Source organism: Acinetobacter sp. TWP2-2-3, assembly GCF_049896445.1.
Lineage (GTDB): Bacteria > Pseudomonadota > Gammaproteobacteria > Pseudomonadales > Moraxellaceae > Acinetobacter.
In genome coordinates this window covers 107174-121176 of sequence record NZ_JAFCUI010000006.1, presented here as the reverse complement: position 1 = coordinate 121176, position 14003 = coordinate 107174, and the positions used below count along the sequence as shown (strand labels likewise).

The 14003-nt window shown below is 44.7% G+C and carries 11 protein-coding genes; 8 read left to right on the top strand and 3 right to left on the bottom strand.

Going from position 1 to position 14003, the window contains the following annotated elements; genetic code table 11:
• The first annotated feature begins 133 nt into the window (after window positions 1–133).
• On the top strand, window positions 134–2317 hold the full coding sequence (locus ACP7AK_RS10280; protein ID WP_425879838.1) for a beta-propeller fold lactonase family protein: 2184 nt from the start codon (window positions 134–136) through the stop codon (window positions 2315–2317).
• Between the two features lie 53 nt (window positions 2318–2370).
• Here ACP7AK_RS10280 and ACP7AK_RS10275 read toward each other — a convergent pair whose 3' ends face one another.
• Window positions 2371–3888, bottom strand: coding sequence for an acetyl-CoA C-acetyltransferase (locus ACP7AK_RS10275; RefSeq protein WP_425879837.1), 1518 nt, complete (start codon window positions 3886–3888; stop codon window positions 2371–2373).
• Between the two features lie 240 nt (window positions 3889–4128).
• Here ACP7AK_RS10275 and ACP7AK_RS10270 point away from each other — a divergent pair, with 240 nt between their 5' ends.
• The 5 genes from ACP7AK_RS10270 to dnaX all read left to right on the top strand — a co-directional run bounded on the left by ACP7AK_RS10270 (window position 4129) and on the right by dnaX (window position 10683).
• Window positions 4129–5520 carry a 3-oxoacyl-ACP reductase gene (locus ACP7AK_RS10270; protein ID WP_425879836.1) on the top strand — a complete coding sequence of 464 codons (1392 nt, stop codon included), beginning with the start codon at window positions 4129–4131 and terminating at the stop codon, window positions 5518–5520.
• A gap of 195 nt (window positions 5521–5715) precedes the next feature.
• The gene (locus ACP7AK_RS10265) at window positions 5716–6570 is read left to right on the top strand and encodes a MaoC family dehydratase (RefSeq protein WP_425879835.1); all 855 of its coding nucleotides are present in this window, start codon (window positions 5716–5718) and stop codon (window positions 6568–6570) included.
• Between the two features lie 59 nt (window positions 6571–6629).
• Complete coding sequence (locus tag ACP7AK_RS10260) at window positions 6630–7895, top strand: serine hydrolase domain-containing protein (protein WP_425879834.1); 1266 nt, start codon at window positions 6630–6632, stop codon at window positions 7893–7895.
• 78 nt (window positions 7896–7973) lie between these two features.
• A complete protein-coding gene (locus tag ACP7AK_RS10255; protein ID WP_121979770.1) occupies window positions 7974–8417 on the top strand; it encodes a copper resistance protein NlpE N-terminal domain-containing protein in 444 nt (147 codons plus the stop codon).
• 133 nt (window positions 8418–8550) lie between these two features.
• Window positions 8551–10683, top strand: a complete 2133-nt coding sequence (dnaX, locus tag ACP7AK_RS10250) for a DNA polymerase III subunit gamma/tau (protein ID WP_425879833.1) — start codon at window positions 8551–8553, stop codon at window positions 10681–10683.
• Between the two features lie 8 nt (window positions 10684–10691).
• On the opposite strand, the gene ACP7AK_RS10245 is transcribed toward dnaX, so the two are convergent.
• Complete coding sequence (locus ACP7AK_RS10245; RefSeq protein WP_081401206.1) at window positions 10692–11126, bottom strand: acyl-CoA thioesterase; 435 nt, start codon at window positions 11124–11126, stop codon at window positions 10692–10694.
• 44 nt (window positions 11127–11170) lie between these two features.
• A complete protein-coding gene (locus tag ACP7AK_RS10240; RefSeq protein WP_425879832.1) occupies window positions 11171–12331 on the bottom strand; it encodes an iron-containing alcohol dehydrogenase in 1161 nt (386 codons plus the stop codon).
• A gap of 120 nt (window positions 12332–12451) precedes the next feature.
• On the opposite strand from ACP7AK_RS10240, the gene ACP7AK_RS10235 reads away from it, so the two are divergent.
• Both ACP7AK_RS10235 and murB read left to right on the top strand, forming a co-directional pair.
• Window positions 12452–12958: a low molecular weight protein-tyrosine-phosphatase gene (locus ACP7AK_RS10235; RefSeq protein ID WP_004278810.1), complete on the top strand. Its 507-nt coding sequence runs from the start codon at window positions 12452–12454 to the stop codon at window positions 12956–12958.
• Window positions 12959–12961: 3 nt separating this feature from the next.
• Window positions 12962–14002 carry a UDP-N-acetylmuramate dehydrogenase gene (gene murB / locus ACP7AK_RS10230; protein ID WP_425879831.1) on the top strand — a complete coding sequence of 347 codons (1041 nt, stop codon included), beginning with the start codon at window positions 12962–12964 and terminating at the stop codon, window positions 14000–14002.
• The last annotated feature ends 1 nt before the right edge of the window (window position 14003 follow it).

Here is a 14003-nt window from a genome sequence, read left to right as displayed (position 1 = left end):
AGAATGCGAAAGGTGAAATATTCAGCGATGAGGACTTGATCAAGTCCTCATTTTTTATGCTCGAACCCAACTGAAAATTAAGATATAAGACATTGATTTTTTATTTTAATTTTAAAATTTATTGGGGAATTCAATGCTATTTAGACGAGTGACCTTGTCAGTGTCCATCGTGTTGCTGATGTCTGGTTGTGGGGGTGGAGGAAGCGATAGCAGTACCTCACAGCCAACAGGGCCAGATTCAATGACATCACCCAGTACGGGAGAGCAACTGAGCAAAATTGCGGAATTTAAGGTTCTGGATGTAGGTTCAGAATTAACAGCAGGGAATTTTGGTCTGAAAACCTGGAATCCCACCGCCATGGTGGTGAATGGCGATGTGCTTTATATTGCCAATAGTCAGGCCGAATCGAATATTTTACGTTATGACTTAAAACAAAAACGTGCACTCAGTGCGATTGATCCTACGAAAATTTCGGGTCTGGCCAAAAAATGGGATAGCCTGAATGATCTGGAAATTCAAGCAGGGCGTTTGTATGTGGCCAATTATGGCTCGAACCGAATTGATGTTTTAGATATTAATAGCGAGCAACCGAACTTCATTATGGCACTCGGCACAGGTGTATGGTGGGGCGATGCGCTTAATTACGCGCTGGTACATAGCAATGCGGTGACTGCTGACGACCGTTATGTGTATGTGCCTGATATTGAAGGCCGCATTAATGTGTGGCGTCAAAGTGATGTAACGGCGCAAAACCATTTAAAAGCGCGGAAATTTGCACGGCTCAGCTTGCCGGGCTGTGCGCGCAACTGTAATGCACGCATGGAAGTCATAGGTGATTATCTGTATACCAGCCTGCCGGATGGTATGACCTATGTCCACGATATCAATCAGATTCAGGAAAATGAAAATAATATTGCGCCCATTTTAACAGAAACCAATTTGTCGGCAGTCATGCATCGCCATAATGATGGCTTGGTTTATGTGTCACGGAATGATGGCACTGTAGAAAGCTACCGGGAAAAATCTTTTAACTTGGAGTCTATCTTACCCAATAAAAGTGTGGATACCTTCCGAGACTGTATTTTAAAAGGGCAAAACCAGAGCAGCCGAATAGCTAAAGCCAGCGATCTTTATATTTATGGTCAGAATCTATTACACATGGCCAATCAGAAAATTTATATTCTGCCAATGCTGACCCTGCAACAGAATAAATCCACCCAGCTAAACCAAGCTATGATTTTAACCGAATCTAAAGCACGCGAGAGAAGCCGTGTCTTGCAGGATGGTGAATCATGGGAAACCTTGACCAATAGCAGCCAGCGTCATGTCTATATGGACCATATTTTATCGGCAACCCTAAATGGCAATCGCCTGCATTTGCAAAGCTACAGTGCTGTGCCTGTACGTGATTTGCAGATTCGTGCCAAGATTAAAAACTCAGAAGACTGGGTGATTTTGGCAAAGCTGGATCAGTTGACGCCATTTTCGAATGCCAGCTTTGATCTCAAACTGACCGATCAATCCCGTTTCCCGTTGCTCGATGGCACAGGCTCGATCCAGCTAGCAGGTCTGAGTCAGACCACGCAAAATCCAAGCAATATTTTTGATCTGAAAATTAACTCTGAGACCGATGAGCACGTCAAAAAGCTGAACCAGATTAAAGCCAAATGGAAAATTTATTTTGGTACCTATGATGAACCGAATAAATGGTGTCGTATTACGCCGGTCTATGCCCGGGAATGGGTCATGATGATGACCAATCTGGCCTATATGCTCAGTACTCCAGAATTTGAAACCTTATGGTTTAACCATAAAGCGGTCATGGGACACGATTTTTTTGGCAATGATGGTCAGGTAGAAGGGCCGAATGGTTTCTTTCAGCCAGAAGATTATGTCCGGATCTATCGGGAAATTCTTAACCGCAATGAAATTAATCTTGGCATTACCAATATGGGTGGTGGTTTAGGTGGTGGAGCAGTATTAGGAGTAGATACTTGGTTATTCTATGGCCATTACAGATTATCTGGTTATCGAATTATTGCACATGAATTTGGTCATCATTGGGGCGGGCATAATAGTGCCTGGGCCATGTCGAATTATGGCTTTGAAGCTATCGTCGATTGGTTAAACTTCTATTTCCAGCGCCGTCCAGGCTCAATTCCTTATATGGATCCAAATGTAAATGCTTTTCATTTGACGCCGGACAATGCACTTTGTCAGGGTGTGAACCAGAATATGGTGAAAGGCGTGGCATCGACTGCACCGTGGAATAAAGTGGATGAATACTTCAAAAATAACCCACTGCCAAATCAATAAGTCATAAAAAAGCCCCTCATTTGAGGGGCTTTTTAATTAGATCGGTCAACGGATTATTTTTCAATAATCGCCGTTACACCTTGACCACCGGCTGCACAGATCGATACCAGTACGCGACCTGAACCTTTCTGGTTAATCAGTTTTGCTGCTGTCGCAATGATACGACCGCCAGTTGCTGCAAACGGGTGACCGGCAGCAAGTGAAGAGCCTTTTACGTTCAATTTTGCACGGTCAATTGAACCCAGTGGAGCGTCCAGACCTAAACGCTCTTTACAGAATTTCGGATCTTCCCAAGCTTTCAGCGTAGACAATACTTGAGATGCAAAAGCTTCATGAATTTCGTAATAGTCAAAGTCTTGCAGTTTCAGACCTGCACGCTCCAGCATACGCGGCACGGCATAAGCAGGCGCCATCAACAGGCCTTCTTTTTTCTCTACAAAGTCAACTGCAGCAGTTTCCTGGAAAGTCAGGTAAGCCAACACTTCATGGCCATTTGCCTTGGCCCATTCCTCAGAAGCCAATAGCACACAAGAAGCACCATCTGTCAGCGGTGTAGAGTTACCTGCTGTCATGGTGCGCGCATCGCCCTTACCAAAGGCCGGTTTTAATTTCGCCAGTTTTTCAACACTTGAGTCTGCACGCAGGTTATTGTCACGCTTAAGACCCAGGAATGGTGTGATCAGGTCATCAAAGAAACCTTCTTCATACGCTGCAGCCATTTTCTGGTGTGAAGATGCTGCCAGTTCGTCCTGTGCTTCACGGGAAATTCCCCATTCCAGTGTGGTAATCGCCTGATGATCACCCATAGACAGACCTGTACGTGGCTCGCCATTTTTTGGTGCATCCATCAGGTCTTTCACATTGATCTTGGTCAATGCTTTTAGACGGTCTTTTGCAGTTTTTGCAATGTTTAGCTCAAGCAGTGCTTTACGTAAACCATCACCAAAAGCAATCGGTGCATCAGAAGTCGTATCTACACCACCTGCAATGCCTACTTCGATTTGACCTAAAGCAATCTTGTTGGCAACAAGAAATGCTGCTTGCAAACCGGTACCACATGCCTGCTGGATGTCATAAGCAGGCGTTTCAGGTGCAAGCGCAGTGTTTAATACGCATTCACGAGTCATATTGAAGTCACGGCTGTGTTTCAGTACTGCACCCGCAACCACTTCACCTAAGCGTTGACCTTGCAGATTAAAGCGTTCAACCAGGCCGTTCAGGGTTGCTGTAAACATGTCAGTATTGGATGCCGTAAAGTAAGCACCATTAGAACGTGAAAATGGAATGCGGTTACCACCGATAATCGCAACGCGGCGAACTGTATTTTGGCTCATGTTTGGTTCCTGTAGAACAGAAGTCTGTGTTGTAGAGGTTGAATCTTTTTCAGATGAAGTCATATTTTTGGCACGGGCAGGTGTGCTGCGTGTACGCGTGGTTTTAGTCGGACTTTTTTCTGTCCCAGTGGCTGTGTCAGTATTTTTAGTGCTACGCTTGGTACGCGTTGATGGTTTTGACACAGTTTCTGTCGCAGAGTTCTCGACTGCTGGATTTTCTTGAGTTGTTTTGCTCATAAGGCTTTACCAGGCAAATAGATCGTCTTCTTGGCGCTTACATTAGCATAGAAGAGGATAGGCTGTATTGACTACAATGACATTACAGACTGCGCTCAGGTCAAGTCATCTGCCTATTATCTCAAGTATGATTGGGCGGAATCTGGCGGATCTATTGAAATATATGTGTCTGGCATCATATTGAAGTTTAAGGATAACTTTAGATCAACCAAAAATTAATTTGTATGAGAGATAATAAACATGACTGATCAGTACCAAACTTTTGCAAAATCTCCTATTGGTAAATTTGTCATTAAAAATTTGGGTCTGCCATCCCCAACTTCTTTAGACCGTTTTGAGTCTGCTACGCCAGTGGTAAAAGGCGCAGTATTATTGGGTGCAGCACCAGCAAGTCCATTGACGGGTGCTATTGCTCAGGTTCTGGCAAATATTTATGCCAACAGCTATGCAGGTAATAATGCTGAGTTGCAACAGGCGGCTGCAGCATCCGGGCTGAATCTGGGTGCATTTAACCCGGGCGATAAAGAATCAAAATTCAAGGTCGTTATTTTTGATGCTTCAGGGATCGAAAATTCAGAACAGTTAAAATCACTTTATGATTTCTTTAACCCGATTGCGCGTCAGATCCAGAGTTCTGGTCGTGTAGTGATTGTCGGTACTACACCTGAAACCGCAAAATCAGTAAGCCAGGCGATTGCTCAACGTGTACTGGAAGGTTTTGTGAAATCAGTGGCTAAAGAATTCAAGAAAGGTATCGCAGCAAACCTGATCTATGTTGATGCAGGTGCTGAAGCGAATCTTGAGTCTGCATTACGTTTTGCGGTTTCTCCTCGTTCTGCCTATGTTTCTGGTCAGGTGATCCGTGTTTCACCAGCTGAAAAAGTAGACGTAGACTGGACCAAGCCATTAGCGGGTAAAACTGCGGTTGTGACAGGCGCAAGCCGTGGTATTGGTGAAGCGATTGCCCATGTATTGGCCCGTGATGGTGCACATGTCATCTGTCTGGATGTTCTACAACAGCAGGCTGACCTTGATCGTGTAGCTAGTGAGATCGGCGGTTCTACCTTGGCTATTGACATTACAGCTGCAGATGCAGGTGAAAAGATCAAGGCAGCGGCAGTTGAGCATGGTGGTCTGGATATTATTGTACATAATGCCGGAATTACCCGTGACAAGACCTTGGCCAATATGAAGCCTGAGCTGTGGGATCTGGTGATTAATATCAACTTGTCTGCAATAGAACGCGTGAATGATTATTTAATTTCCCACGATGGTCTAAATGCCAATGGCCGTATTATCTGTGTATCCTCAATTTCAGGGATTGCAGGTAACCTGGGTCAAACCAACTATGCAGCCTCTAAAGCCGGTGTGATTGGTTTAGTAAAATTCACAGCACCGACATTAAAAAATGGTATAACCATTAATGCCGTTGCACCGGGCTTTATCGAAACACAAATGACGGCTGCGATTCCATTTGCGATCCGTGAAGCGGGCCGCCGTATGAATTCGATGAGTCAAGGCGGTCTACCTGTCGATGTTGCAGAAACGATTGCAATGTTTGCTGCTACTGCATCAACAGGTTTAAATGGCAACGTGGTACGTGTATGTGGTCAAAGTCTTTTAGGGGCTTAATAGAATCCCCCTAAATCTCCCTTTATGAAAGAGGGAGATATCCCTCTCCTTTAAGGAGAAGGTTAGGGAGAGGTAAAAATTAAATGAAAAATGGGATGAATTGACCCTCATCCCAGCCTTCTCCCAGAGCCATATATGGCGCAAGAGAAGGTGCATTTAGACAAATTGAAATAATAAAATTTCCAAAGGTTCAGTATGAATACGCGCCATTTTAGTCAATTTCCAAAACCTTATTTAGCCTATCCAAAAGTGATTCAAGGCTTGATTTTTAAAAAGCCGAAAGCTGAAAAAGTTCTACCGCAAGTTGAATATGTGGTGGATTCATTCAAGGTCGATCAAAAACATCTGAAAGCCTATAATGAAGTCTGCGGTTTTAAAAATAATGGTTATATTCCAGCAATCTATCTGACGGTGCTTTCACAAAGTCTACAAATGCACATGATGACTTCAGAAGCATTTCCGTTTCCGATCTTGGGTCTGGTACATATCCGTAACCAAGTGAAGCAATACCGTAAAATCGGCGTCAATGAAACCTTGACCCTAGCATGCAAATTTGGCGAATTGCAGCCGCACGATAAAGGCGTGCAGTTTGATTTCATTACTACAGTCAAAGTGGGAGGCGAGGTCGTAGTTGAAGCATTGACGACTTATCTGTCACGTCAAAAGACCAATGCTAAAGCTGCTGCAAAACCTGCAGAAAGCCAAGCGCCAGAATATATACTCAATAATGAATGGAACATCTCGGAGAATACTGGTCGTCGTTATGCCATGACCTCAGGCGACTTTAACTTGATCCATATTCATGCAGTCACAGCGAAAGCTTTTGGTTTTAAACAGGCGATTGCACATGGTATGTGGAGCAAGGCCAAAGCACTGGCGAATCTGTCATTGCCAGATGCTTATGAAGCTGATGTCTGGTTCAAGTTGCCGATGTACTTGCCATCTAAAGTTGAGTTCCTGACGGCACAGGCAGCCAATGATACAGATTTTCTGATACGAAGCAGTAAAAATCAAAAACCACACGTCACCGGCCATATCAAAGCAATTTAAATCTGAATCAAAAGCCTAAACCCGATTTAGGCTTTTTCATTTTAAGGGATCAATATTCTATGGATAGAATGATGCAGCCAATTAAAGATTATCTGTTTGCTGATCAGCATAATTATCAGGGCAATGTCGATGAGCGTTTCAGTGACCTTGCCCGTCAGTTTAGCCGTTTGCAGGATGCACGTACCGAACAGGGTGGTGCCGCACTAGTGGTATATTTTGAGGGACAAAAGGTCGTCGATATTTATACCGGTAAAAAGTCTGTCACTGAAAACTGGCAACCGGATACCATGTCGCTGTGTTATTCCACAGGTAAAGGTGTGCTGGCGACTTTGGCGCATATTCTGGTCAGTCAAGGTTATCTGGATTATGATCGACCGGTTGCAGAATACTGGTCTGAATTTGCACAAAATGGTAAAGAAAATATTACTCTGGCACATATGCTCAGTCATCAAAGTGGCCTGTTTGATATCCGTAATATGATTGATGATGCCACTGAAATGGCCGACTGGTCGCATATGCTGGACCGGATTGCGACAGCAGAACCACGTTTTCAGGTTGCTACAGATGCCGCTTATCAACCGCTGACCTTTGGTTGGCAGGTGGGTGGTGTACTGGAAAAAGCAACAGGTAAAAAACTGGGTGTACTGATGAAGGAATATCTGGTTCAGCCATTACAATTAAATGGCGCCTATTTCAGCGTGCCGACGAATGAGTTGGCTCGGGTGGCCTTACCTATTTTAAAGCCTAAGATAACCAAGTCTCAAACACAGACTTCGAAAAAAACCACACCAAGAAAGCCGAACCTGATGGAGCGAGCCTTGGTCTTTAGCGGGCAGGATCCTCAGGATTTTCAGGATGCCATGATTCCCAAAGGCATGAAGAAATTTAGTTTTTTTAGTGAACAGGGGCTAAAAGCCATTATCCCATCTGCTAACGGTGTCTTTACTGCAGAGAGTCTGGCAAAAATCTATGCCATGTTAGCGAATCGTGGTGAATGGCAAGGACAACAATTCATTTCGCCGGAAGTGTTCCCACAACTTAGTCAGGTGCAATACAAAACACGAGATCGGGTCATGCCTTTACCGATGCACTGGCGCTTGGGTTATCACCGTGTTCTCACTTTAGGAAAAGCCTCTAAAGGTTTTGGTCATATGGGTTTTAATGGCTCTGGTGCTTGGTGCGATCCTGAGCGCGGTTTAAGTTTTGCCTATACACATAACTTTCCTACAGGTTCATTGACCGGAGATTACCGTCTTTGGGGCCTGACGCAGGAAACCTTGCGCTGTGCGGATGCGGTACTGACCGGTCGCAAAGGCTGGCGCTAAATATCCCTGATTTGGGAGTTTAGCCCATCAGCTAAATATGTTATTTTGTCGCGCAGTCCATGGCTGTGGTGTGAAGTAATGAAAAAAGTGCTGGTGATTCCTCTGGTCGCAAGCAGTGCCTTATTCGGATGTCAGGAGCCGAATCAGCCGGCTGCAAAAACGGTGATGGAAGCCAAAGCTCAGATTCCTGCCTGGGTCGGGAATTATCAGGGCACGACGCCATGTATGGGATGCTTTTCAAGTTGTGAAGACTGTCCAGGCATGGCAGTGGCTTTGACCTTGAATGAAGATCAGACCTTTACTTTACAGCGTGAAAGTTTAAGTGGTCATAATGAAATTGAAACGATGAGCGGGCAGATTCGGTTTCAGGATGAATCACAACAAAAGATTGAACTGCTGAATGTCGATACCCGAAATCTGCTCTATGTCGATCTGAAAAAGCATGTTTTGGAAATTCGTGAAGATCAAACAGGCAAACGCTACCAAATGCAAAGTGACTTTATCCTGTTTGAATCGGTCTAATTTTAAAAAAGCATCTGTTTTATATCCCTTTTTCAATGATTTTGATCAAGGGATTTTTATTCTTTATAAACCGGCATTCATTTCACTATTTTATAAAAAAACAGTATGCTTAGACCTGTAAAAAGGAGCATACATGTATCAAGTACTTGCGCGAAAATACCGTCCTCGTAATTTTAATGAATTGGTGGGGCAAAACCATGTATCACGTGCTTTAACCAGCGCGCTCGAACGTGGCCGTTTGCATCATGCCTATTTGTTTACGGGAACGCGTGGTGTCGGAAAAACCACGATTGCACGTATTTTGGCGAAGTGCTTGAACTGCGAGACCGGTATTACCTCGACGCCTTGTGAGGTCTGTGCGACCTGTACCGCAGTCAATGAAGGTCGTTTTATTGATTTAATCGAAATCGATGCAGCATCACGCACCAAGGTCGAAGATACCCGCGAGCTGCTCGACAATGTTCCTTATGCACCGACTCAAGGCCGCTTTAAGGTCTACCTGATCGATGAAGTGCACATGCTGTCCACGCATTCTTTCAATGCGCTGTTAAAGACGCTGGAAGAACCGCCAGAACATGTCAAATTTCTGTTTGCAACCACTGATCCGCAAAAACTGCCAATTACCGTAATTTCTCGCTGTCTGCAATTTACTTTGCGTCCATTGGCAGTCGATGAAATTACCGAACATCTGGGCAATATTCTTAGCAAAGAAAGCATTCAGTCTGATCAGGATGCGATCTGGCAGATTGCTGAATCTGCGCAAGGTTCTCTGCGTGATGCCTTGTCTCTGACCGATCAGGCGATTGCCTATGGTCAGGGTGCGATTCAGCATCAGGATGTCAAAGACATGCTCGGTCTGATTGACCGCACTATTATTTATGACCTGATTCTGGCGATTCACCAGAACCAGAAAGCACGTGTTAGCGAGTTATTATTGCAGTTCCGCCAGCAGGCTCTGGATGTATCGTTGGTGCTCGACCAGCTGATTTCGACATTGCATGAACTGGCTTTATTGCAGTACCTGCCAGATCTGAGCCTGAAATACAGTGCAGAGATCAATCAAAAGATCATGCAATTATCGGCTCTAATTTCAGCACAAGACCTGCAACTCTATTATCAGATTGCCTGTAAGGGGCGTGCCGATTTACAGCTTGCAGTTACGCAGGAACAAGGTTTTGAGATGACAGTGCTACGTTTATTGGCTTTCCGTCCCTTACAGCCAAGCGAAATTCCGGTGATGCAGGAGACTGCACCGCAACAGGCAGCAACCAGTACAACACGTCTACAGCAGCCCGTTCAGACACAACTTCAATCTGAGTCCGTAGAAACACAATCATTTGAAGCGGAGCCTGTATTTGATGATTTTTCTCTGGACGATGAGACAGATGAGGAGATTGATTTCGCATCAGCGTCTGAACCTTCTTCGGATGATTTTTTGGATGAAGACGAGCCAACTAGCATCACTGAGCCTGAATCTGTCCAGCCCGTAGTAATTCAGACCACCATTGAAGAAGTGCAGTCTAGTGATCAAATTATTTTTGATCCAAATGATGACAAAGGCTTATTTGGTTTTGATGAAATCGAGAGTACGCCAGAAGCACCTGCTACCAGCAACAGTTCGGATGATTTCCTGCTTGAAGAGTTTATTCCTGCAGATGCTGTCATCCCTACCGAGCCAGCACAAGACAGTATGCCTGCTGATGAGGAATTTAGTCTTGCTGCACCGGAATTGGGACTTTCACAGGATTCGATTGCTCAGCCTGCTCTTGAAAATACAGTTCCGGTTCAGCCAGTTGCACAGACAGCTTTGCTGGAAGATATTTCCCAAGATGTAAATACGCAGAATCTGATGCCACAGGATATTTTAAAAATACCTGAGCAAACCTTAGAAGGCGAGTGGAGCGTAGAAAAATGGGAATACTGGTTCCGTAATAGCCAGCTTTCTCCAGCGGTACAGGAACTGGCGCAGTATGGCATCATGACTGGTCAGATGAATGGCGAATCCGTTTTCCATATTCCTGAACAGTACCAGCAGTTGTTGACCCAGTTGCAACATCATCTGGAAGCTGCTTTGCAACAGCAATGGCCGCAAACCAATTTCCAGGTGAAATTTGAAAATGTGGATCAGTTAACGCCCTATACCATGCAGCATCAGCGTAAGGTACGTGCCTTTAAACGTGCCGAAGAACTGTTACATGCTGAACCGGCAGTACGCGATCTGTTACAGCAGTTTGATGGTGAACTGCAAAATATTCAGCTGAAATAGGCTGGATGTTAAGTCACAACAAATCGAGATAAAGCATCCCGCATTTCGACTGGAATCGGGGTGCTTTTTCGTGTTTCACGGTCAACAAATACATGGACAAAATTGCCTTGCGCAGCGGCTGTATCTGAGTTGCGTTTAAAAATAGCCAGATCATAGCTGAGCGATGAATTTCCCATGCTTTCAATGGCCACGCCCACTTCAATAATTTCCGGATAAGACAGTTCCTGATTAAATTGACAGTTGGAGCTGACTACCAAGCCAATCATCGGGGAGTATTTAGGATCAAAATCAGCTTCCTGAATCAGCAGGGCATTGGCTGCGGTATCAAAATAACTATAATAAGTCACATTGTTGACATGGCCGTACAGATCATTGTCTGCCCAACGGGTTTGAATGGGCAGGAAAAAAGTATAGTGTTCGCGCTGTTTGATGGTGGCTTTCATCACTATTCAGTCCTCGGCTAGATAAGGCTTAAGTGGAAATTGATCTAGGCATAGATCGCCTGATAAATCTGATAAGCATCCTCCACCTTGAGTTCACGTGGATTATTCTGCAACAGCCGGCTTTGTTGCATCGCATCTTCTGCCATGACCTGCAGCATATCTTCCGGAATATTCAACTGATTCAGTTTTAGGGTCAAACCGCTTTGCATCAGATGATTATTAAAATGATCAATAAACAGATCAGTCAGGCCATCATGACAACCTTTACTGTAAGGATCCAGCCAGGTCATCAATTCCGCATAGAGCTGTTTGGCCGCTGGCGCATTAAACTTTAATACTTCAGTTAGAACCAGTGCATTGCTATGCCCATGCGAAAGATGAAAATGTCCACCCAGTGGATAAGCCAGCGCATGTACGGCGGCGACTGGTGCATTGGCAAAGGCTTGTCCGGCCAGCATGGAACCGACCAGCATATTTTGGCGGGCATCTAAATCATGACCGTTTTGCAGTACACGTTGCAGATTAGCATTCAGTAATCTTAAAGCCTGTTTGGCCAGCATATCCGAATAAGGATTTTTCTTGTGTTTTGAGGTATAGGCTTCAATGGCATGTACCATGGCATCAATGCCGGTGGCGGCAGTGATCTGTGCTGGAAGATTCTGGGTAAATGTTGCATCCAGAATGGCAATATCTGCAAAAAGGGTCGGTGCCACAATACCGGTTTTAGTGGTTTCACCTGTGGTGACAATCGAAATCGGCGTCACTTCTGAACCTGTTCCAGCCGTAGTTGGTACCAGAATTAAAGCTAAACGCGGTCCGGTGGCATTATCAACGCCATACAGATCGGACAATGTCTGATGCTGTTCAGGATGCGCCAAAATTGCAATGAGTTTGGCCACATCCATCGAGCTGCCACCACCAAAGCCCAGCACCACATCAATATTTTCCTGTTTTGCAAAAGCCACCGCTTCAAGCACCACTGTATCGGGCGGATCGGCCTGAACATCCGAGTAAATCACATACTCCAGTCCGGCAGATTCAATAATATCCAGAATCGGCAGATGTAATTGCTCCTTCAGCATACCCGGGTCAGTCACCAGTAGAAGACGGCGATAACGGCCATTTTTTAGAATTTTAAATAATTCCTGAATCGTGCCTAGTCCGGCAATGATATTGGGGACGGTTTGAAACTGAAAACGATTCATGGCGATATCCTTGATTTTTTTATTGCAAATACGAGATTATTCTATGGTTGTAAGATAGGAATCAGTATATAAATAACTTAACATAAGAATCCTTAAAATAAAGTAGCTCTGAGGTTGTTTATGTCATCCAGAACGCCATACAAGGTGTTATGTGTTTGTTTGGGAAATATTTGCCGCTCTCCCACGGCAGAAGTTGTACTCAGACATTATTGTGATGAACAGCAACTGAATATTGTGGTCGATTCTGCCGGAACCAGTAATTATCATCCGGGCAAGGCACCGGACTTGCGTAGCCAGCAGCATGCGCTGAAACGTGGCTATGACCTTTCAGCACTTCGCGCACGTCAACTTATTCCGCATGATTTTATTGATTATGATCTGATTCTGGCGATGGATCTGGAGAATTTATCCAATATCCAGAACATACAGCGTCTGGCAGAAACTCAGTTTGGTCATGTACGTGCACGTGTGGCATTGATGAGTGAACATGATCAGACCTATCCGAAACAGGCCTTACCGGATCCCTATTATGGCGAAGCGGATGGCTTTGAACGGGTGCTTGATCAGTGTGAGTCCAGCAGCCAGGCCTGGATTGAGATTTTTAAACAGAATTTACACAAGGTTTAAGCGATGCAGATTCAAACCCAGGTTCAACTTAAACCTTTTAATACCTTAAATTTAGAAGCAGTTGCTTCGCACTATGCTCAGATTCAATCCACCGCTGATCTGCTAACTGCACTGGATTTTGCGGAACAGCAGCAACTCAATTTGCTGATCCTGTCAGGCGGCAGTAATATGTTGTTGCCGGAGCAGATTGATGCGCTAGTTCTGCATATGGATATTCAAGGCATTGAAATGCTGGATGCTGATGATCAGTCGCAACGTTTACGTGTAGGCGGCGGACAAGGCTGGCATGACTTCGTGCTCTGGACCACGGCACAAAGTTTATATGGCCTACAGAATCTAGCTTTAATTCCGGGTCGGGTCGGTGCATCGCCAGTACAGAATATTGGCGCTTATGGTGTCGAAGTCGGAGAATTCATCGATTCTGTTGAGGTCTATGACCGACAATTGAAACAGTTTGCTTCGATTCAGGCAGCAGATTGTCAGTTTGCCTACCGGCATAGTATTTTTAAAGATGATCCCAATCGTTATGTGATTACCCATGTGACTTTTAGATTACTTAAACAGCCAGATTTGAAACTGAATTATGGTGATCTGAAGACTGCGGTCGGTGATCAGCTCACAGCAGAAAACTTGCAGCAACACGTCATCCAGATTCGCCAGAGTAAATTGCCTGATCCACAAGAATTTCCCAACGTGGGCAGCTTCTTTAAAAATCCGGTGGTTGATCAGGCGGTCTTTGACCAAATTGCTGTATCTTTCCCGAATTTACCCCATTACCAGCAAACGAATGCTCAAGTTAAACTGGCAGCAGGCTGGTTGATTGATCAGGCGGGCTGGAAGGGTAAACAGTTGGGGCCTGTCGGCATGTTTCATAAACAGGCGCTGGTGTTGGTGAATTATGGTCAGGCCTCTCTCACCGATGTCCGTAAAACGTATCGTGCAGTACAACAGTCAGTTTGGGAAAAATTTAGTCTAATGCTGGAGCCTGAACCTGTATTGTTCGATAAAAATGGCTTGATCCGTTCTCATCAGGAAGAGGAATAAC